Raw genomic sequence first — 20501 nt, 5'->3', positions numbered from 1 at the left:
GCGTTATTCCTTGTCGGGATGGTGGTGCGCCCAGTGGCGCGCGAGGTCGATGCGGCGGCAGACCCAGACCTTGTCGTGCCGCTGGATGTGGTCCAGAAAGCGCTGCAGTGCCGTGATGCGGCCGGGGCGGCCCAGCAGGCGGCAGTGCATGCCAATGCTCATCATCTTGGGGGAGTCATCGCCGGCCGGATCGCCCTCGGCGTAGAGGGCGTCGAACGTGTCCTTCAGGTATTGGAAGAACGGGTCGGCGTGCGAGTAGCCCTGGGGCAGGGCGAAGCGCATGTCGTTGCAGTCCAGCGTGTAGGGCACGATGAGCTGGCTGCGGGTGCTGCCGTCGCTCTTGCCGACCTTCATCCAGAAGGGCAGGTCGTCGCCGTAGTAGTCGCTGTCATAGGCGAAGCGGCCGTCGTCGGCCACCAGGCGGTGGGTGTTGGGGCTGTCGCGGCCCGTGTACCAGCCCAGGCCGTGGTCGCCATCGTGACCATACAGCTCGCCGAAGATCTCCATGCACTGGCGCATGTGCTCGCGCTCGACCTCGGCGGGAATGTTCTGGTAGTGGATCCACTTGAGGCCGTGGCAGGCCACTTCATGGCCCAGCTCGTGGAAGGCGGCGGCCAGTTCGCGGTGCTTTTGCAGGGCCGTGGCCACACCGAACACGGTCAGCGGCAGGCCGCGCTTCTCGAACTCGCGCAGGATGCGCCAGACACCGGCGCGCGAGCCGTACTCGTAGATGCCTTCCATGCTCATGTGGCGCTCGGGGTAGGCGGCCGGATTGAACATTTCGGACAGGAACTGCTCGCTGGCGGCATCGCCATGCAGCACGCAGTTCTCGCCGCCCTCTTCGTAGTTGAGGACGAACTGCACGGCCACGCGGGCCTGGCCGGGCCAGCGGGCGTGCGGGGGCGTGCGACCGTAGCCGATCAGGTCGCGGGGATAGGGGGCAGTGGCGTCGTAGGTCATGCGGATACGGAGGAAAGGGCCATCGAAAGATCGCTGGTCGGCATGTCGCGGTCGAAGGTCAGGCCGGCTTCCACGTGGTCCAGGTGCTGCTGCATGAGCTGCACGGCGTGGTCGGCGTCGCCGCCGGCCAGGGCAGTGACGATTTCGGCATGCTCGTCATGGGAATGCTCGGCGGCCGTGCTGGACTGGTACATCAGCGTGATCAGCGCGCAGCGCGAGATCAGCTCGCCCAGCAGCTGGGCCAGCACCTCGTTGCCCATGAGTTCGGCCATGCGCACGTGGAAGTCGCCCAGCAGCTCGGTGCGCTGGCCGACGTCGTTGCCGTCCATGGCCTTTTTCTCGGCCGCCACGTGCTGCCGCAGCGCGCGGATCTTGGCCGGCGTGCTCTGGGCGATGAAGGCGCGCACCATCTCGGCCTCGAGCATCCGGCGCACGGCGAAGACCTGGCGCGCCTCGTCCACCGAGGGCGTGGCCACGAAGGCCCCGCGCGCGGGTTCGAGCCGGATCAGGCGGTTTTGCGACAGCTGGAACAGCGCCTGGCGCACCAGGGTGCGCGAGACGCCGAAATGGTCTGCCAATTTCTGCTCGGCCAGCTTGGTGCCGGGCAGAAGACGGTGTTCGACGATGGCCCGGGTCAGGCTCTCGACAATGAAACTGGTGGTGGAAGTCTCCATCCGGCCATCATAGCGGCTGGCCACAAGAGTTGTATACAGTTTCTGTCTACTGCTTATTGGCGTTTCCCCGCATACGGCATCCCTTTTCAGAAACCGGGCGCGGCCGTATCGAAGTGCCGTGCCAGGTGCTCCACAAAGCGCTGCACGCGCTGGGTTGCCGCATGCCGCTGCGGATAGACCACATGGATGTCGGCCGGCGCCGTGGCATGGTCGGCCAGCACCTGCACCAGGCGGCCGCTGCGCAGGTAGCGGGCGACATCCCATTCGGCGCGCATGACGATGCCCAGGCCGGCCAGGGCCCAGCCTACGGCGATCTCGCCATCGTTGGTGCTCAGGCTGTCGCGCAGGCGGATGGCCTCGGTCTTGCGGCCGGGGCCGTTGTGGGTGAAGCGCCAGACGCCGTGGGTGTCGTCGCCCTGGCGGATGTCGATGCAGTCGTGCTGCATCAGCTCGCGCGGGGTGGCCGGCGTGCCGCGCCGTGCCAGGTAGGCGGCAGACGCGCACAGCAGCCGCCGGTTGGGCGCCAGGCGCCGCGCGATGACGCGCGCGTCCGGCGGCTCGCCAAAGCGTATGCACAGGTCGAAGCTGTCATCGACCAGGGGCGGCGGCGAGGCCGACAGCTGCAGCTGCACCTGGATCTGCGGGTGCCTGCGCACGAAGCTGGCGATCAGCGGCGCGATATGGCTGCGCCCGAATCCCAGCGTGGCATTGATGCGCAGCAGGCCCTGCGGCTGCCCGGGCATGCCGGCCACGGCCTGCTCCATGGCGGCAATGTCGTCCAGGATGCGCCGCGCATGGGCCAGGTAGGTCTGGCCCTCATCGGTCAGGCCCAGGCGCCGCGTCGTGCGGCTGACCAGTTGCACGCCCAGCCGCGCCTCCATCTGGGACAGGCGCTTGCTGGCCGCCGGCGTGGTGATGCCCAGCTCGCGGGCCGTGGCCGACAGGCTGGCGCTGCGGGCCAGCAGGCAGAAGAAGGCCATCTCCGATGGCGCTGAGACGGGTGTGCTCATTGTTGAATCAAAGTGAACGATGCCATCACTCTAGAGGCGCGCGCGGCGTTGTTCCATCGATAGATTCACGGACAAGGCCATGGATCCGCATGGCGCTTCATCCACCGCAAGCCAAGGAGCCCTCATGACAAAGACATACCGCATCGCCTGCATTCCCGGCGATGGCATCGGCAAGGAAGTGGTGCCCGCAGGGCAGGAGGTGCTGCAGGCGCTGGCCGAAACCCAGCCCGGCCTGGGCTTTGCCTTCACCAGTTTCGGCTGGGGCGGCGACTGGTACCGCGCGCACGGCGAGATGATGCCGGCCGACGGGCTGGACGCGCTGCGCGGCCAGGACGCCATCCTGTTCGGCTCGGCCGGCGACCCGCACATTCCCGACCATGTCACGCTGTGGGGCCTGCGCCTGAAGATCTGCCAGGGGTTCGATCAGTACGCCAATGTGCGGCCCACGCGCATCCTGCCCGGCATCGATGCGCCGCTCAAGCGCTGCGCGCGAGAGGACCTGGACTGGGTCATCGTGCGCGAGAACTCCGAGGGCGAATACGCGGGCGTGGGCGGCCGCGCCCACCAGGGCCATCCCATCGAGGTGGCCACCGACGTGAGCATGATGACCCGTGCGGGCGTGGAGCGCATCATGCGCTTTGCCTTCCGCCTGGCGCAGTCGCGGCCGCGCAAGCTGCTGACGGTGATCACCAAGTCCAACGCCCAGCGCCATGCCATGGTGATGTGGGACGAGATCGCGGTGCAGGTGGCCGCCGAGTTCCCCGACGTGCGCTGGGACAAGGAGCTGGTGGACGCGGCCACGGCGCGCATGGTCAACCGCCCCGCCTCGCTGGACACCCTGGTCGCCACCAACCTGCATGCCGACATCCTCAGCGACCTGGCGGCCGCGCTGGCCGGCAGCCTGGGCATTGCGCCCACGGGCAACATCGATCCGGAGCGCCGCTACCCCAGCATGTTCGAGCCCATCCACGGATCGGCCTTCGACATCATGGGCCAGGGCCTGGCCAATCCCGTGGGCACCTTCTGGAGCTGCGTGATGCTGCTGGAGCACCTGGGCGAGCACCGCGCCGCGCAGCGGCTGATGCAGGCCGTGGAGCAGGTGACGGCCGATGCCGCGCTGCACACGCGCGACCTGGGCGGCAAGGCCACCACGCGCCAGGTCACCGACGCGGTCTGCGCACGGCTGCGCGCGCAGACCGCCGAGGCCCAGGCCGAGCCCGTGCCCGTGCCTGCCTGAGCGCGCGCTGCATGGTCCGATAACCCACAAAAGAACAGACAGGAGACAAGCCATGAACCGCATCACCAGGGTTGCCGCCGCCACGTGCGCGCTGGCCGCCGCCATTCCTGCCACCATCCCAGCTGCCTGGGCCCAGGCCTGGCCGGCGCGCCCCGTCAACCTCATCGTGCCGTTTCCCGCAGGCGGCACCACCGATGTGCTGGCACGTGCGCTGGGCCAGGAGCTGTCCAAGAGTCTGGGCCAGCCCGTGGTCGTGGAAAACCGCCCCGGCGCGGGCGCCACCCTGGGCGCCGACCATGTGGCCAAGGCGAAACCTGACGGCTACACCTTGCTCATGGGCGCCGTGCACCACACCATTGCCACCAGCGTCTACCGCAGGCTGGGCTATGACTTCCAGAAGGACCTGGCGCCCATCACCGTGGTGGCCGTGGTCCCCAATGTGCTGGTGGTCAATCCGCAGGTGCCCGCCAAAACCGTGCAGGAGCTGCTGGCCCAGGCCCGCGCCCAGCCCGGCAAGCTGGCCTATGGCTCCAATGGCGCGGGCACGGGCCAGCACCTGATCGGCGCGCAGTTCGAGTCCATGGGCGGCGTGGAACTGCTGCACGTGCCCTACAAGGGCAGCGGGCCGCTGACCACTGATCTGCTGGGCGGGCAGATCGCCATGTCCTTCGATACCGTCACGCCTGTGCTGCCCCACATCAAGGCCGGCAAGCTGCGCGCGCTGGCCGTGACCACGGCCAGGCGCTCGGTGGCCCTGCCCGATGTGCCCACGCTGGACGAGGCCGGGCTCAAGGGCTTCGACATGGGCACCTGGTTCGGCGTGCTGGCGCCGGCCTCCACGCCCAGGGAGGTACTGGCGCGGCTGGGCGCTGACATGAACCGCATCATCGAGTCCCCGCAGTTCCGCAGGAAGATGGAAGAGATAGGCGCCGAGCCCATCGGCGGATCACCCGAGCAGATGGCGCGCCAGATTCGCGACGACACCGACCGCTTTGCCAGGCTGGTGAAGGATGCCAAGGTGGCCCTGGATTGAGTTGAGTTGGCACGAGGAACGAGGCCGGGCGAATCAGTTGTGACTTGACCGCATGCCACCGCCGGTGCAGGAAATTCCATAATGCCCGGCGGAGACAACACACCATGACCAGCACCACGGACCTGCACCTCACCGATCCCCAAGCCTTTCTGCTCGACCTCTACCGCGCTGCGGTCAAGGATGCGCAGCCCCTGTACAGCATGGCCCAATGCCTGCCAAAGCCTCCCAAGGGCCGCACCCTGGTGCTGGGCGCGGGCAAGGCCGGCGGCTCCATGGCCCAGGCGCTGGAGGCGCTGTGGCCGGCGGACGCGCCGCTGTCCGGCCTCGTGGTCACGCGCTACCAACACATCCCGCCGCGCCCCGAAGGCCTGGCGCAGCGCATCGAGGTGGTCGAGGCCGCCCACCCCGTGCCCGACGCGGCAGGCCTGGCCGCCGCCGAACGCATCCTCGCGCTGACCGAAGGGCTGACCGAGGACGACCTCGTGCTGTGCCTGATCTCGGGCGGCGGCTCGGCTCTGCTGACCCTGCCGGCCGAAGGCATCGACCTGGAGGAAAAGCAGCGCATCAACCGCGCCCTGCTGGAAAGCGGCGCCGCCATCGGCGAGATGAACTGCGTGCGCAAGCACCTGTCGCGCATCAAGGGCGGGCGCCTGGGCGCGGCCTGCGCACCTGCGCGCGTGGTCACGCTGACCATCAGCGACGTGCCGGGCGACGACCCTTCCATCATCGCCAGCGGCCCCACCGTGCCCGATGCCAGCAGCTGCGCCGACGCGCTGGCCATCCTCGCGCGCTACCGCATCGACGTGCCCGAATCCGTGCGCCGCGCGCTGGAGGCAGGCGAGCTGGAAACCCCCAAGCCCGGCGACGCGCGCTTCGACGGCCACGAGGTCCACATGATCGCCACGCCCCAGCACTCGCTGGAGGCGGCCGCACGCGTGGCCGAGGCGGCGGGCCTGCGCACCCACGTGCTGTCCGACGAGATCGAGGGCGAATCGCGCGAAGTCGCCAAGGTCCACGCCGCCCTGGCGCGCGCCGTGGCCCGCCACGGCCAGCCGTTTGCAAAGCCCTGCGTGATCCTGTCCGGCGGTGAGACCACGGTCACCATCCGGCAGCGCCCGGCCGGCACGCCCAAGGGGCGCGGCGGCCGCGCGGGCGAGTTCTGCATGGGGCTGGCCCAGGCCCTGCAGGGGCAGGAGAAGGTCTGGGCGCTGGCGGCCGATACCGATGGCATCGATGGCGTGGAAGACAATGCGGGGGCGCGCGTGTCACCGGATACGTTGGCGCGGGCCCAGGCCCAGGGAATGCGGATTGCCGAGTACCTGGATCGCAATGATGCGTATGGGTTCTTTGATGCGTTGGGGGATCTGGTGGTGACCGGGCCCACGCATACCAACGTGAATGACTTCCGGGCGATTCTGGTTCTTTGAGGAGGTCCGGGCCGTAGCCATTAGGTGCATTGGCGTTCGCTTTTACCTTTTCTGGCTATGGCCGAAGTCGACGGTCTCCCCGGCGTTCAGGCAGTTCTGAACATGGTTCATGACTGACTGAATGCCGACTTTCTGCGCCTCGGGATGGCCCGGCATCTGCGAGGCCAGGCGGGTCGCTGCTGCATGCACGGTCTTGTATGCCGCTTCCAGCTCGGGATGCTCGCTCAACGCTTCCCGCTCGTTCAGTTGCTCAAAGGCCACTGCGCGGCTCGGACGTACTGCGTCGCGCAGCAAGTCGGGCAGGGCGGGATGGACTTTCAGCCGGTCCTGCGTGCGCAGGATTTTTCGCATGGTGTTTTCGTGCTGCACGTGCGGCTTCGCCAGCTCGTTCACGCTGCGGTCGCGGGCGATATAGAGAAGATCACGCCCGGTCTCACTGTGTCCGAATCGTGCCCAATCGACCTCATATCCAGCTTCCCTGGCGAGCTGCCTGGTGAAGGTGCGAAGCGTTCGGCTGTTGCCATCGCTGAATGGATGGGCGTAGTCCAACTCGATGTACATCCTGGCAAGCCGTGCCGTGAATTCAGCAGTCTTCAAGCCGCGCAGCTCGTCGGGGCTGGCTTCTTCGAGGGCCTTGTCGAGTCTGGCCATGGCCGCGTCGTCCATGCGTGAATAGACGACATGGAAAGTGCCTCCCATGGTCGATAGGCCGCGCTGCTTCATCCAGTCCTGGCCATGGGGCACCTGTGTTCTGAATTCGCCAGGCGTGACCTCGTGGAAGCCGGCGTCCGGCAAGTCCTGGAAGATGCGATGGTGGACTGCCTTCAGGTGGGCAGCGTCGAAGCTGCCGCGCACAGGCTCCAGCTCCAGCTCGACAAGCCGTTTGAATGTGTGATCGGCTTCGAGTTGCTGACGCTGCGCTGCAGTCAACGCGCTCGCGGATGCAGGCGGGAACTCATCGCGCATTGACCTTCACCTGGACGAAATCGGCAAGCTGGATATCACCCCGGATAAATTGGCGTGCGCCGGTCTCAGCAGCTTCGGAAGGCGTGAAGCCTTCCAGTCCGATGGACGCGCGGGCGAAGTTGACGGCTGCTTCGCGCCGACGTTTCTCCGTTGCGGAAATGGCGGCGTTTACAGGGCCGCTGACACGCTCACGCGACTGGTTGACATAGGCGCGCATCAACTCGCGCAGCACCTGTGCTGCAGGGCGGTTTTCCAGCAAGGCAGCGTCGGCAAACTCCGAGCGCAGTTCGGGCTCGACACGAAATGTCATTTGCACTTCTTTGGACATGGCGGGCACCTCGCAAGACGGAAATCAGACATGCCGTTCGGGCGGCATTCTTCTCAATGTACATACATTGCATTGCCAATGCGCAGCACCTGGCCTCACGCCCCGCGCGGCAGCGTCTCCCACCATTCGGCATCGAACCGCCCCTGCAGGAAGGCGATGAAGGACTGCACCTTCTGCGGCACCAGGCGCGGCGAGGGATAGACGGCGTGGATTTCCTGCTCGGGCAGGCGGCAGGTCTTGAGGACTTCTACCACGCGGCCGGCCTGCAGCGAGTCATGGGCCACGTAGCGGGGCAGGGCGGCAATGCCCATGTGCGAGCGTGAGGCCGCCAGCAGGGCCGAGAGGTTGTTGGAGCGCAGCCGGCCCGTGACCGCCACCGAGACCGGTTCTCCGCTGGCGTTGCGCAGGCGCCAGATGTCGTTGCCCTGCACGCTGCTGTAGATCAGCGTGGCATGTTCCTTGAGGTCGGAGGGGCGGCGCGGCGTGCCGCGCTTGCGCAGGTAGGTGGGCGAGGCCACCAGCACCCAGGGGTTCACGCCCAGCGTGCGTGCGCCCAGGCTGGAGTCGGCCAGCTTGCCCAGGCGCAGGGCCACGTCGATGCCGTTGGCCACCAGGTCGGTGTAGCGATCCTCGAAGCTGAGGTCGACCTGCACCTGGGGGTTGTGCGCCATGAATTCCAGCGCCAGCGGTATCAGCACGCGCCGGCCAAAGGCCACCGAGCTGCCAATGCGCAACTGGCCCTGCACCTGGGTCTGGCGCACCTGGACCACCTTGTCGGCCTCGGCCACGTCGTTGACGATGGCCTTGCATTTCTCGTAGTACAGCGCGCCCGCTTCGGTCAGGCTCACGCCGCGCGTGTTGCGGTTGAGCAGGCGCACCTTCAGGCGCGCTTCCATGGCTGCGATCTGCTTGGTGACCGTGGGCTGCGTGGTGGCGAATTCGTGCGCGACCTTGGTGAAGCTGCTGGTCTCCACCACGCGCACGAACATGTGCATGGCATCGAGTCTGTCCATGGCGCTGTCTCCTTTTTCATTGGTAGTTATTCCTGTGCGGAATAAATTTTATGGTCTGCGCAGGCGTTCCGCCAATCGGCCTGTCTGCCTAGAGTTGACTCCAATTTGAAGGAGACCTCCCATGGCAAAAATGAAAGCAATCGAAGCCGCAGTCCGCGTGCTGGAAAAAGAAGGCGTCACCGTCGCATTCGGCGTTCCCGGTGCCGCCATCAACCCGCTGTACGCAGCGCTCAAGGACCATGGCGGCATCGGCCATATCCTGGCGCGCCACGTCGAAGGCGCAAGCCACATGGCCGAGGGCTACACCCGCGCCGTGGCCGGCAACATCGGCGTGTGCATCGGCACCAGCGGCCCGGCCGGCACGGACATGATCACGGGCCTGTACTCGGCCAGCGCGGATTCGATTCCGATCCTGTGCATCACGGGCCAGGCGCCGCGCTCGCGTCTGCACAAGGAAGATTTCCAGGCCGTGGACATTGCCTCCATCGCCAAGACCGTGACCAAGTGGGCCACCACGGTGCTGGAGCCGGCCCAGGTGCCGCGCGCCTTCCAGCAGGCCTTCCACCTGATGCGCTCGGGCCGCCCCGGCCCCGTGCTGATCGACCTGCCCATCGACGTGCAGCTGGCCGAGATCGAGTTCGACATCGATACCTACGAGCCCCTGCCTGTCTACAAGCCTGCCGCCACGCGCAAGCAGGTGGAAAAGGCCATCGCCATGCTCAACGAGTCCGAGCGTCCGCTGCTGGTGTCGGGCGGCGGCGTGATCAATGCCGATGCGTCCGAGCTGCTGGTGGAGTTCGCCGAGCTGCTGGACGTGCCCGTGATCCCCACGCTGATGGGCTGGGGCACCATTCCCGACGACCACCGCCTGATGGCCGGCATGTGCGGCCTGCAGACCAGCCACCGCTACGGCAATGCCACCATGCTGGCCTCCGACTTCGTGCTGGGCATCGGCAACCGCTGGGCCAACCGCCACACGGGCTCGGTCGAGGTCTACACCAAGGGCCGCAAGTTCGTGCACGTGGACATCGAGCCCACGCAGATCGGCCGCGTGTTCGCGCCCGACTACGGCATCGTCTCGGATGCCGGCGCGGCGCTGCAGCTTTTCGTGGAGGTGGCGCGCGAGTGGAAGGCGGCTGGCCGCCTGAAGGACCGCAGCGGCTGGGTGGCCGAATGCCAGGCCCGCAAGAACAATGTGGAGTACCTGCGCAAGACCAATTTCGACAACGTGCCCATGAAGCCGCAGCGTGTCTACCAGTGCATGAACCGCAGCCTGGACAAGGACACCTGCTACGTCTCCACCATCGGCCTGTCGCAGATTGCCGGCGCGCAGTTCCTGCATGTCTACAAGCCGCGCAACTGGATCAACTGCGGCCAGGCCGGCCCGCTGGGCTGGACCGTGCCGGCCGCCCTGGGTGTGCGCGTGGCCGACCCGGCCCGCAAGATCGTGGCGCTGTCGGGCGACTATGACTTCCAGTTCATGATCGAGGAGCTGGCCGTGGGGGCGCAGTTCAAGCTGCCCTACATCCATGTGCTGGTCAACAACAGCTACCTGGGCCTGATCCGCCAGGCGCAGCGCGCCTTCTCCATCGACTACTGCGTGCAGCTGGCCTTCGACAACATCAATGTCGACGACAAGGAAGAGTCCAAGGGCTATGGCGTGGACCACGTCAAGGTGGTCGAGGGCCTGGGCTGCAAGGCGATCCGCGTGCACCGTCCCGAGGACTTCGCGCCCGCCATGCAGCAGGCCGAGGCCTGGATGGCCGAGCACCGCACGCCGGTCGTCGTCGAGGTCATCCTGGAGCGCGTGACCAACATCTCCATGGGCGCCGAGATCGACAACGTGATCGAGTTCGAGGATCTGGCCGCAGCGCCTGCCGACGTGCCCAGCGCCCTGGCCCTGCTGGATTGACGCAAGGCACCCCCTGAGCGGCTGCGCCGCTTCCCCCTCTCTTCGGAGGGGGACGACGCCATCGCTGCGGGGCGGCCCTTGCCTGGCATCCCTGGCTGGCGCTGCGCCAATGCCTGCATTGCGGGCGGTGCAGGCACTCGGGGGTTCCGATTTCCATTGCCCCTTGGGCATTTTTAACGGCGGGGCGCCTTGCGTACCCTGCCGCTCCCAACCCACCAAACGACAACCGGAGACTTCTGACATGCCCCGTTTTGCTGCCAACCTCAGCATGCTGTTCACCGAGGTGCCCTTCCTCGACCGCTTCGAGCGCGCGGCGCGCGCCGGCTTCGAGGCCGTGGAATTCCTGTTTCCCTACGCCCATACGGTCGAAGAGATCAAGGAGCGCGTGGACGCCCACGGCCTGCAGATCGTGCTGCACAACCTGCCTGCCGGCGACTGGGATGCGGGCGAGCGCGGCATTGCCTGCCACCCCGACCGCGTGGACGAGTTCCGCGCCGGCGTGGCCAAGGCCGTGACCTATGGCCATGCGCTGGGCGTGCCCCAGCTCAACTGCCTGGCCGGCAAGGCGCCTGCCGGTGCCGATGCCGCGCTGCTGCGCCGCACCTTCGTGGACAACCTGCGCTTTGCCGCATCGGCGCTGAGCGCGGCCAATCTGCGCCTGCTGATCGAGCCCATCAACCCCTTCGACATTCCCGGCTTCTACCTGAACCGCACGGACGAGGCCCTGTCCATCCTCGACGAGGTGGGCGCGCCCAACGCCTTCGTGCAGTACGACATCTACCACGCCCAGCGCACCGAGGGCGAGCTGGCGGCCACGCTGCAAAAGCACCTGGCGCGCATCGGCCACGTGCAGCTGGCCGACAACCCGGGCCGCAACGAGCCGGGCACGGGCGAGATCAACTACCCCTTCCTGTTCGCGCACCTGGATCGCATCGGCTACCAGGGCTGGGTGGGCTGCGAGTACAAGCCTGCGCGCGATACCGAATCGGGCCTGGGCTGGCTGGACGCCCACACCAGCGTGCGCGCGGCAGTCGCCGCCTGAGCGCCGCCGGAGTTTTTCTCAGCTTTTCAAAAACGACAAGGAGTACACAGCATGAATGCATCCTCTCTCAAGCTTGGTTTCGTGGGCCTGGGCATCATGGGCGCGCCCATGGCAGGCCACCTTCTGGCGGCTGGCCACCAGCTCTTCGTGAACACCCTGGGCAAGATCCCGGCGCAGATCGCCGAGAGCAGCGCTACCCAGTGCACCACCGCGCGCGGCGTGGCCGAGCGGGCTGACATCATCTTCCTGATGCTGCCCGACACGCCCGATGTCGAGAAGGTGCTGTTCGGCGAGGACGGCGTGGCCGCCGGCCTCAAGGGCAGCAGCGGCAAGGTGGTGGTGGACATGAGCTCCATCTCGCCCGTGGCCACCAAGGACTTCGCTCGCCGCATCGAGGCCATCGGCGCCCAGTACCTGGATGCGCCGGTCTCCGGCGGCGAGGTGGGCGCCAAGAACGCAACGCTGTCCATCATGGTCGGCGGCCCGGAGGACGTGTTCGCGCGCGTCAAGCCGCTGTTCGAGCGCATGGGCAAGAACATCACCCTGGTGGGCGGCAACGGCGACGGCCAGACCGCCAAGGTGGCCAACCAGATCATCGTGGCGCTGAACATCGAGGCGGTGGCAGAGGCCCTGCTGTTCGCGTCGCGCGCCGGTGCCGACCCGGCCCGCGTGCGCGAGGCGCTGCTGGGCGGCTTTGCCTCGTCCAAGATCCTGGAGGTGCATGCCGAGCGCATGATCAAGCGCACGTTCGATCCGGGCTTCCGCATCTCGCTGCACCAGAAGGACCTGAACCTGGCCCTGAGCAGCGCGCGCCAGCTCGGCGTGTCCCTGCCCAACACCGCCCAGGCCCAGGAGCTGTTCAACAGCTGCGTGGCCCACGGCGGCGCGAACTGGGACCACTCGGGCATGGTGCGTGCGCTGGAGATCCAGGCCAACTTCGAGGTCGGCCAGAAGGTCCCGGCCTGATGCCGCGCAACTGACAACGCGATTGGTGGGAGGGCGGCCTTGCGCCGCCCTGTTGTGAAAAGCCGCGCTCGGCAACGGGCGCGGCTTTTTCTTGCTTCAATAGCCCAGTGTCTGTCCGTCGGGGTTGCGCGGGTCGGAGGCGCCGTAGAGCATGCCGTCGCGCAGCTGGATGGTCTGCGTGCGGCCCATGGATGCCTTCACGGCAACGTTGTGGCCGCGCGACTTGAGCAGGGCCACGGTGTCGGGGCTGATGCCCTTTTCCACGCGCAGCTCGTCGGGCGTCCACTGGTGGTGAAAGCGCGGCGTGGCGGCGGCCTCGGCCGGGTTCATGCCGAAGTCGATGGTATTGACCACGGTCTGCAGCACGGTGGTGATGATGCGTGCGCCGCCGGGGCTGCCGGTGACCAGCACGGGCTTGCCGCCCTTGAGCACCATGGTCGGCGTCATCGACGACAGCGGGCGCTTGCCTGCGGCCACCGCGTTGGCATCGCCGCCGACCAGTCCATACGCGTTGGCCACTCCGGGCTTGGCCGAGAAATCGTCCATCTCGTTGTTGAGCAGGATGCCCGTGCCCTTGGCCACGATGCCGCTGCCGAAGTTGGTGTTCAGCGTATAGGTCACGGCCACGGCGTTGCCCGCCTTGTCCACCACCGAGTAGTGCGTGGTCTGGTCGCTCTCGTAGGGCTGGGGCTTGCCGGGCTTGATGTCCTTGCCGGCGCGCGCCTGGTAGGGGTCGATGCCGGCGGCCAGCGCCTCGGCGTAGCGCTTGGACGTCAGGCCCTTGAGCGGCACGGTCACGAAGTCCGGGTCGCCCAGGTATTCGGCCCGGTCGGCATAGGCCAGCTTCATGCCTTCGGCCATGTAGTGGATGCTCTGTGCGCTGTTGGCGCCCCACTGGTTCATGGGCCAGCGTTCCATCATGTTGAGGATCTGGATCAGGTGGGCGCCGCCGGAGGACGGAGGCGGCATGGTCACGATCTCGTAGCCGCGATAGGTGCCGCGCACGGGCTCGCGCTCGACCACCTTGTAGTTCTTGAGATCCTGCAGCGACAGGGCGCCCGCATGCGGCGCCATCTCGGCCGCGAGCTTGCGGGCAATGGCGCCTTCGTAGAACACCTTGGAGCCCTGCTGCCCGATCAGGCGCAGCGACTGCGCCAGGTCCTTTTGCACCAGGCGGTCGCCGCGCTTGAGGGGTTCGCCGTTGCTCCAGAAGATGGCCTGGGTGGCGGGCCACTGGCCCATGTTCTTCTTTTCCTGCTCCAGGATCTTGGCCAGGGTCTCGCTGACCGTAAAGCCCTTGTCGGCCAGCTTCACGGATGGCGCAATCACCGTGGACAGCGGCAGAGAGCCCCATTTCTTCAATGCATGCTCCATGCCGGCCACGGTGCCGGGCACGCCCACGGCGTAGTGGGTGTACAGCGACTTGCCGTCGATGACCTTGCCGTCCGCGCCCACGTACATGTCCCGCGTGGCCTTGGAGGGTGCGACCTCGCGGAAGTCCAGCGCAATGTTCTTGCCGCTCTTGGCGTCGTGCACGATCATGAAACCGCCGCCGCCGATGTTGCCGGCATTGGGCAGGGCCACCGCCAGCGCAAAGCCCATGGCCACGGCGGCATCCACCGCATTGCCGCCCGACTTCAGGATCTGCAAGCCGATGCGCGAGGCCAGCTCCTGCTCGCTGGACACCATGCCGTTCCTGGCCACGACGGGATGGAATACATCCATGTCGAAGTCATAGGCTGCACTGGCCGCCTGGGCTGCATTGCTTTGCGTGATGGGCGCTGCCGCCGGTGCAGGTGCTGCGGCCACCGGCGCTGGCGGCGCCGAGGCCGCGGGCGGCTGTGTGCTGCTGCAGGCGGCCAGGCTGGCAATGGCCAGCGCCAGGCTGGTTGCCAGCAAGGGGGAGCGAAATGGCATCGGTATCTCCTTGGCAGATGAAACAGTGGAACCGTTGAAATGAGCGAAAGTCCTTTGCCGCCCGGTATGCGATGGCCGCAGGGCCTGCAGCCGGGGCGGCGGCGGACCACAGTGTAGAAGCATGGCGTTGCAGGCCTGCCCACGGGCCGCTGCCGACGCCGAAAGTGCGGGTATCTGCCTAGGCTCGAGCTGCATGGCGCACTTCAAGGGCGTACAAAAACTGTATACACTTTGCGAATGCACGAGGGGGCCGCGAGTGCTGTCGCGCGCCGCGCTTCGTGCATCGACCAACCAATGACAACCGGGCGGGCCAGCTCCCGCCGCACAGGAGATTTCCATGGGCCTGAGCACCCACGTCCTCGACACCATGAATGGCTGCCCCGCAGCCGGCATGGCTGTCGCGCTGTATTCCACCGATGGCGACCAGGCCACGCTGATCAAGAGCCTGGTGCTCAACCACGACGGCCGCACCGATGCGCCGCTGTTCGACAACAACAGCCTCAGGGCCGGCACCTACCGGCTGACCTTCGACGTGGCGGCCTACTTCAAGGCCCGTGGCGTGCAACTGCCCGAGCCCAACTTCCTCAACAAGGTGAGCCTGGACTTCGGCGTGGCCCATGCCGACCAGCATTACCATGTGCCCCTGCTGGTCAGCCCCTGGAGCTATTCGACGTACCGGGGCTCCTGAGCCCTGGACTGCAGGCGCAGGCTGTCGGGGGATGGCCTGGAGTGAAACCTGAAATGACGAACGGCCCGCATTGCGGGCCGTTGCTTTTGCATCTCCAGCAAGCGTGCGGCCTACTTGCCCTTGGAATGCCCCATGGCCACGACCAGGGCCGAGATGAAGAAGAAGGCCTGCAGCTCCAGCGCCCAGCCTCCCGAGCTGTGCAGCTGCATCACCTGGCCCGTGTGCACCAGCGCGAAGGCCACGATCATGTTGACCGCAATCACCAGCGCCGCGGGCACCACCCACAGGCCCACCAGCAGCAGCAGCGGCGCCACCACCTCACCCAGATACACCGCATAGGCCAGCCAGCCCGGCGCGCCCGCGGACTCCACCATGCGCTCGATGCTGCCTATGCCGTAGCGGATCTTGGCCCAGCCATGAAAAAGCAGCAGGACCGCAAGCGTGACGCGCAACAGCACCATGGCTGCCTGGGGATGGTGAAAGTGGCTCCAGAACTTCATGAACTCCCTCGATGTGGATGGGCCCGGTGGGCCGGGTATTGCTGTGGGTGCATTCTGGCATCAGCGGGCTTTCGGTGTCGGCTGTGGCGGCCCGGAACGGGATTTTCAGACATTTCCTGCGGGCCTGTAGTCCTATGGCGCAACTTGTGACATGTCTCATCACAAGTACCGCAAAGCGGCCTAGCATCGTCCCCAGCCTGTCTCCGAAGCGGTTTGCGAGCACTGGTAGGGGTGCCCGGGACCGGGAGGCAAGGTGATCAATCCAATGAACCGATGGGGTCTCCCCAAAACGTCCAATCAAGAAAGGCAGGTTTTCCCATGCGTCAGTTTTCTTTGCGTACCGTCGTGATGGCCACTGCACTGGCGGCCGGCAGCGTGGCCATGGTCGGCTGCACCACCACCAAGCCGGAAACCCAGTCCGCGCCGCGTGCTGATTCCACCACCGTCAATGCGCGCGCCAACGCTGCGCTGGAGCGGCTGTACCAGACGGCGCCGGGCTCCAAGGAAATGGTGGCCCGCTCCAAGGGCGTGCTGATCTTCCCCTCGGTGATCGGCGGCAGTTTCGTCATCGGTGTGGAGCATGGCCGCGGCGTGCTGCGCGTCGGCGGCCAGAACAAGGGCTTCTACAGCACCACGGGCGCCTCGGTGGGCTGGCAGGCAGGCGGCCAGTCCAAGGCTGTGATCTATGTGTTCAACACCCAGGAAGCGCTGGACAAGTTCCTGGCCAGCGACGGCTGGTCCGTGGGCGCCGATGCCACGGTGGCCGCAGGCAAGGTGGGCGCCAATGGCAGCGTGGACACCACGACCGCCCAGGGCCCCGTCACCAGCTACGTGCTGACCAACGCGGGCCTGGAAGCCGGCGTGTCGCTGCAGGGCTCGAAGATCACCAAGGTGGTCGAATGATCCCGGCCCTGAGGGGCCTTTGAACGAAACCGGCCTGCGGGCCGGTTTTCTTTTGTGCGGGCGGATCAGGCGCCGCCGGTTGCGCCGTCTTCACTGGCGGATTGCGGCGCAGCGGGCGCGAGCACGGCCTGCTCTATGCGTTCCAGGCGCTTTTCGATGCGCTCCACGGCTTCGGCGCTCATCTTGATGTCGTAGATGCTCACGGGCTCTTCGCATTCCAGCGAAGGGTCCGTCGAGGCCGACAGGCGGCCCAGCAGGGGGGCCTCGAACGTGGTCTGCAGCCGGGCCACGACTTCGGCGTTCATGGAACGGCCGGTGCGCTTGGCTGCCTCCTCGACGAGGTCCTTGAGTTCCTGCGGCAGGCGCAGCTTGTACTGAGGATCGGTCTGTTTCATCGCCGGCAATCATGGACCGGAAAGGTATTGACTGCAAGGGACCTGATAGGTATTGTTGCTTCGGGACCAGCACGGTCCCGCGCAAGGGATGCCATGAAGACAGTGAAGCAATCGGGCCACAGCCATCAGGAACCCTCACCGCAGCACCAGGAGGTGCTGGCGGTGGATGCGTTGTGCCATATGGGAGCGGCCCTGGGCGTGCTGGAGCTGCATGCCGAACGCGCCGGCTCGGCCATGGTGTGTGCCGCGCGTGATTTGCTGCGTGGCTACCACGCCAGCGCTGACCAGGCGGTGGCCGGCCTGCAGGCCGGCGGCCGCTCGGCAGGCGTGCTGCCGCAGCTGTCGCAGGACCTGGGCTATGCCATCGAGGTCATCGATCGCGTGAACGATGACGCACCGGACGATCTGGTGCTCTATGCCGTGACCTGCCTGCTCAGAAGCGCCCGAAGCTTCGCCGACGGCCAGCCGTGCGCAGCGGCCTGAGGCTCAGAGCTGGCCCTCGGTCAGCGTGTCGAGCTGGAAGCGGCCGGACTTGTCCCAAAGCCAGGTATCGGTATAGGTGATGCGGGCGGCGCCGGCAGGAGCGGGGAACGGCGCGGCGGCGCGCACCAGGCGCTCGATCTCGCTCACCACCTCGGGGGCATGGCCGGGCGCGCGCATCCAGTGCAGGCGCTGGACCTGGCCGTTGCGGTCGATCTGGACCTGGAGCACGCCGATCGCGTAGAGCATGGGCGGCAACTGGCCCTTGTAGATGCGATCGGCATTGCGCGCGTACAGATGGTTGGCGGCCACCTTGCGGTACTGCAGCTGTGCGCTGGAGCTGACGTCGTCGGGGCGCGGGCCGGGGCCGGGCGGGGACTTGCAGGCCGTGACCAGGGAGGCAATGGCGGCCATCAGGCCGGCCCACAGCCAGGGGCGGCCGGAACGTGGCTTTTGCACGGAACTGTGCTGCGTGGAATCAGGGGAATCGGGCATGATTGCGAGCGTATCCTGAAACACTGCGGCACCGGCAGTCGGAGCGCAAAACTCAAGTGCCGCAGCGGACAATCCCGCAACAAATTCCAACGAAGCCCGCAGGCGCCACGACGGGCTGTCAGGTGCGCCCATGTGGAGTGACACGTTCAACAAAGTCGAGCAGGGCCTTGCGCAGGGGCCGCTGTGCTGGGTCGAAGTGATGGACTCGCGAGGCTCCGTGCCGCGCGAGCGCGGCGCCTGGATGGCGGTTTTCGCCGACCGCGTGGCCGGCACCATCGGCGGCGGGCACCTGGAGTTCGATGCCATCGACAGGGCCCGCAGCCTGCTGCGCGGCTGGGCAACGCCTGGCGAGCAGGGTAGCCAGGGCGGCCAGGTCGCCACCGAGCACCAGCACCGCTATCCGCTGGGCCCCAGCCTGGGCCAGTGCTGCGGCGGCGTGGTGATGCTGAGGTTCGTGCTGGTGCCCCAGGGCCGCATGGACATGCTGCGCGAGCGGCTGCAGCCGCCGCGCGACTGCGTGGCCCTGTTCGGCGCAGGCCACGTCGGCCATGCGCTGGTGCGCCTGCTGTGCAATCTTCCCTACCGCGTGATGTGGGTGGACAGCCGCGATTCGGTCTTCCCCGAGGAGGAGCACGAGCTCGTGCAGTGCGAGTATTCAGACCCCGTGCAATCGGCCGTGGCCGATCTGCCTGCAGGCTCCCAGGTGCTGATCATGAGCTTCAGCCATGCCGAGGACCTGGAGGTGGTCGCCCAATGCCTGGGCCGCCAGCGCCAGCACGGCGATCTGCCCTATGTGGGCCTGATCGGCAGCGCCACCAAATGGGCCACCTTCCGGCGCAGGCTGCGCGAGCGCGGCTTCAGCGATGCCGAGCTGGACCATGTGACCTGCCCCATCGGCGTGCCCGGCATCAAGGGCAAGGAGCCCGAGGTGATCGCGGTGGCCGTGGCGGCGCAGCTTCTGCAGCGGCGCAGCGCCGCGCCTACGCGGAATCAGGGAAATCTCTAGTGAATTGATGCTGCGCAAGCCGATGGGCTGGCGAAAAATTGCATACACTTTGTGTCTACGAAATGGTCGCAGCGGTGCACCGGCGGTATATCTACCGGGTGCGCGGCCTTTTTCTTCTGCTCAGAGCGCCCGCAGTGGTGAGCAGGTTGAACACCGGCGGCCCCCACGCTGCCAAGGTTGAGAGCTATGGAAAGCTACATTCTCGACTGGGCCAACCTGCTGTTGCGGTGGCTCCACGTCATTACGGCCATCGCCTGGGTCGGTTCCTCCTTCTATTTCGTCTTCCTCGACAGCAGCCTGACGCCGCCCGTCGATGACGATCTCAAGAAGCAGGGCGTCAGCGGCGAACTCTGGGCCGTGCACGGCGGTGGGTTCTACCACCCCGTCAAGTTCAATGTCTCCCCGCCCAAGCTGCCGGACCACCTGCACTGGTTCTACTGGGAAAGCTACACCACCTGGCTCAGCGGCTTTGCGCTGCTGACGGTGTCGTACCTGTGGAACGCCAAGATCTACCTCGTCAATCCGGCCGATCCCAACGCCATGGGCTCGGCTGCGGCCATTGCCTCGGCCCTGGCCTTCCTGGTCGTGTTCTGGCTGCTGTACGACGGCATCTGCCGCGTCTTCGGCCAGAAGAAGAACGGCGACGCCACGGTGGGCGCCATGGTGCTGGTGCTGGTGTGCATCGCGGCCTTCCTGGCCTGCCACATCTTCCCGGGCCAGGCCGCCTTCCTGCTGATGGGCGCCATGCTGGCGACCTCGATGAGCGCCAACGTGTTCTTCTGGATCATCCCCGGCCAGCGCACGGTGGTGAAGGCCCTGAAGGAAGGCCAGCCCGTGGACCCCATCCACGGCAAGCGCGGCAAGCAGCGCAGCGTGCACAACACGTACTTCACGCTGCCGGTGCTGTTCGCCATGCTGTCCAACCACTACGGCTGGCTGTACAGCCATGAGCTGAACTGGCTGGTGCTGATCCTGATGATGTTCGCAGGCGCTGCCATCCGCCAGTTCTTCGTGATGCGCCACGGCTTCAAGCTGGGCCGCAATGCCCATCCCTGGCCCTACGCCCTGGTCGGCGTGCTGGTGCTGATCGGCACGGCCGTCTGGCTCAAGCCCGCGCCGGCGCCTGCCGCAGCGCCTGCGCCGGCTCCCGCCGCCGTGCAGTCGCCTGCCGCAACGACCGAGCCCGCAGCAGCGGCTCCCGGTGGTGACACGGCAGCGCCGGCTGCGCCTGCTGCCCCTGCGTCCCCGGCTGCCGCCGCTCCTGCCGACGGCGCCGTCGGCTATGCCCAGCTCGCGCCCTTCTTGCAGCAGCATTGCGTGGTCTGCCACGGTGCCGCCCTGCAGCAAAAGAATGTGCGCCTGGACTCGCCCGAGCAGGTCAAGGCCCATGCCCAGCAGATCTACCAGCAGGTGGTGCAGCTGCGCAAGATGCCCTTCGGCAATCCGGGCGCCCTGAGCGATGACGAGCGCGGCATGGTCAAGCGCTGGTACGAATCGGGTGCATCGGTGAACTGATCATCCTGCCGCGCCCATGCGCTGCCAACCACCC

The 20501-nt window shown here is 66.9% G+C and carries 21 protein-coding genes; 11 read left to right on the top strand and 10 right to left on the bottom strand.

Annotated features, from left to right (window positions below):
* Positions 1-3: 3 nt before the first annotated feature.
* The 3 genes from puuE to G4D77_RS08435 form a co-directional block, all read right to left on the bottom strand.
* On the bottom strand, positions 4-960 hold the full coding sequence (gene puuE, locus G4D77_RS08445; RefSeq protein ID WP_016452629.1) for an allantoinase PuuE: 957 nt from the start codon (positions 958-960) through the stop codon (positions 4-6).
* Positions 957-1634, bottom strand: a complete 678-nt coding sequence (locus G4D77_RS08440; protein ID WP_012204034.1) for a GntR family transcriptional regulator — start codon at positions 1632-1634, stop codon at positions 957-959. The genes puuE and G4D77_RS08440 overlap by 4 nt, the downstream gene beginning before the upstream one ends.
* An 86-nt stretch (positions 1635-1720) precedes the next feature.
* The gene (locus tag G4D77_RS08435; protein ID WP_012204035.1) at positions 1721-2644 is read right to left on the bottom strand and encodes a LysR family transcriptional regulator; all 924 of its coding nucleotides are present in this window, start codon (positions 2642-2644) and stop codon (positions 1721-1723) included.
* Between the two features lie 124 nt (positions 2645-2768).
* On the opposite strand from G4D77_RS08435, the gene G4D77_RS08430 reads away from it, so the two are divergent.
* From G4D77_RS08430 to G4D77_RS08420, 3 genes are all read left to right on the top strand, one after another.
* On the top strand, positions 2769-3881 hold the full coding sequence (locus G4D77_RS08430) for a tartrate dehydrogenase (RefSeq protein ID WP_154835144.1): 1113 nt from the start codon (positions 2769-2771) through the stop codon (positions 3879-3881).
* Positions 3882-3933: 52 nt separating this feature from the next.
* Entirely contained in the window at positions 3934-4914 is a 981-nt protein-coding gene (locus tag G4D77_RS08425) for a tripartite tricarboxylate transporter substrate binding protein (RefSeq protein ID WP_154835142.1), read from the top strand.
* Positions 4915-5018: 104 nt separating this feature from the next.
* Complete coding sequence (locus G4D77_RS08420) at positions 5019-6341, top strand: glycerate kinase type-2 family protein (protein WP_154835141.1); 1323 nt, start codon at positions 5019-5021, stop codon at positions 6339-6341.
* Positions 6342-6383: 42 nt separating this feature from the next.
* Here G4D77_RS08420 and G4D77_RS08415 read toward each other — a convergent pair whose 3' ends face one another.
* The 3 genes from G4D77_RS08415 to G4D77_RS08405 form a co-directional block, all read right to left on the bottom strand.
* The gene (locus tag G4D77_RS08415) at positions 6384-7307 is read right to left on the bottom strand and encodes a Fic family protein (protein WP_154835139.1); all 924 of its coding nucleotides are present in this window, start codon (positions 7305-7307) and stop codon (positions 6384-6386) included.
* Complete coding sequence (locus tag G4D77_RS08410) at positions 7297-7635, bottom strand: antitoxin VbhA family protein (RefSeq protein ID WP_227740815.1); 339 nt, start codon at positions 7633-7635, stop codon at positions 7297-7299. The genes G4D77_RS08415 and G4D77_RS08410 overlap by 11 nt, the downstream gene beginning before the upstream one ends.
* A gap of 95 nt (positions 7636-7730) precedes the next feature.
* Positions 7731-8648: a LysR family transcriptional regulator gene (locus G4D77_RS08405; RefSeq protein WP_154835137.1), complete on the bottom strand. Its 918-nt coding sequence runs from the start codon at positions 8646-8648 to the stop codon at positions 7731-7733.
* Between the two features lie 121 nt (positions 8649-8769).
* Between G4D77_RS08405 and gcl the strand changes: the two genes are divergently transcribed.
* The 3 genes from gcl (at position 8770) to glxR (ending at position 12568) form a co-directional block, all read left to right on the top strand.
* Positions 8770-10560, top strand: coding sequence for a glyoxylate carboligase (gcl, locus tag G4D77_RS08400; protein WP_016449782.1), 1791 nt, complete (start codon positions 8770-8772; stop codon positions 10558-10560).
* Between the two features lie 241 nt (positions 10561-10801).
* The gene (hyi, locus tag G4D77_RS08395) at positions 10802-11602 is read left to right on the top strand and encodes a hydroxypyruvate isomerase (protein WP_012204041.1); all 801 of its coding nucleotides are present in this window, start codon (positions 10802-10804) and stop codon (positions 11600-11602) included.
* 51 nt (positions 11603-11653) lie between these two features.
* Entirely contained in the window at positions 11654-12568 is a 915-nt protein-coding gene (gene glxR / locus G4D77_RS08390; protein ID WP_016449780.1) for a 2-hydroxy-3-oxopropionate reductase, read from the top strand.
* Between the two features lie 96 nt (positions 12569-12664).
* Here glxR and ggt read toward each other — a convergent pair whose 3' ends face one another.
* Positions 12665-14485, bottom strand: coding sequence for a gamma-glutamyltransferase (gene ggt, locus G4D77_RS08385; RefSeq protein WP_154835135.1), 1821 nt, complete (start codon positions 14483-14485; stop codon positions 12665-12667).
* Positions 14486-14822: 337 nt separating this feature from the next.
* Here ggt and uraH point away from each other — a divergent pair, with 337 nt between their 5' ends.
* Positions 14823-15173, top strand: a complete 351-nt coding sequence (uraH, locus tag G4D77_RS08380) for a hydroxyisourate hydrolase (protein ID WP_154835133.1) — start codon at positions 14823-14825, stop codon at positions 15171-15173.
* A 110-nt stretch (positions 15174-15283) separates the two neighbouring features.
* On the opposite strand, the gene G4D77_RS08375 is transcribed toward uraH, so the two are convergent.
* Positions 15284-15673: a DoxX family protein gene (locus G4D77_RS08375; protein ID WP_016449777.1), complete on the bottom strand. Its 390-nt coding sequence runs from the start codon at positions 15671-15673 to the stop codon at positions 15284-15286.
* Between the two features lie 318 nt (positions 15674-15991).
* On the opposite strand from G4D77_RS08375, the gene G4D77_RS08370 reads away from it, so the two are divergent.
* On the top strand, positions 15992-16576 hold the full coding sequence (locus tag G4D77_RS08370; RefSeq protein WP_016449776.1) for a BPSL1445 family SYLF domain-containing lipoprotein: 585 nt from the start codon (positions 15992-15994) through the stop codon (positions 16574-16576).
* Positions 16577-16641: 65 nt separating this feature from the next.
* On the opposite strand, the gene G4D77_RS08365 is transcribed toward G4D77_RS08370, so the two are convergent.
* Positions 16642-16971: an Arc family DNA-binding protein gene (locus G4D77_RS08365; protein ID WP_016449775.1), complete on the bottom strand. Its 330-nt coding sequence runs from the start codon at positions 16969-16971 to the stop codon at positions 16642-16644.
* A gap of 93 nt (positions 16972-17064) precedes the next feature.
* Here G4D77_RS08365 and G4D77_RS08360 point away from each other — a divergent pair, with 93 nt between their 5' ends.
* On the top strand, positions 17065-17454 hold the full coding sequence (locus tag G4D77_RS08360; RefSeq protein ID WP_016449774.1) for a hypothetical protein: 390 nt from the start codon (positions 17065-17067) through the stop codon (positions 17452-17454).
* 3 nt (positions 17455-17457) lie between these two features.
* Here the strand turns inward: G4D77_RS08360 and G4D77_RS08355 are convergent, their stop codons facing one another.
* Entirely contained in the window at positions 17458-17946 is a 489-nt protein-coding gene (locus tag G4D77_RS08355) for a hypothetical protein (RefSeq protein WP_016449773.1), read from the bottom strand.
* 130 nt (positions 17947-18076) lie between these two features.
* Between G4D77_RS08355 and xdhC the strand changes: the two genes are divergently transcribed.
* Both xdhC and G4D77_RS08345 read left to right on the top strand, forming a co-directional pair.
* Entirely contained in the window at positions 18077-18952 is an 876-nt protein-coding gene (xdhC, locus tag G4D77_RS08350; protein ID WP_154835129.1) for a xanthine dehydrogenase accessory protein XdhC, read from the top strand.
* Between the two features lie 186 nt (positions 18953-19138).
* The gene (locus tag G4D77_RS08345) at positions 19139-20467 is read left to right on the top strand and encodes a urate hydroxylase PuuD (RefSeq protein WP_016449771.1); all 1329 of its coding nucleotides are present in this window, start codon (positions 19139-19141) and stop codon (positions 20465-20467) included.
* Positions 20468-20501 lie beyond the last annotated feature (34 nt).

Origin of the sequence: Delftia sp. WY8 (assembly GCF_018437695.1) — a bacterium.
Taxonomy (GTDB): Bacteria; Pseudomonadota; Gammaproteobacteria; order Burkholderiales; family Burkholderiaceae_C; genus Comamonas; species Comamonas tsuruhatensis.
This window is presented reverse-complemented; position numbering and strand designations above follow the sequence as displayed.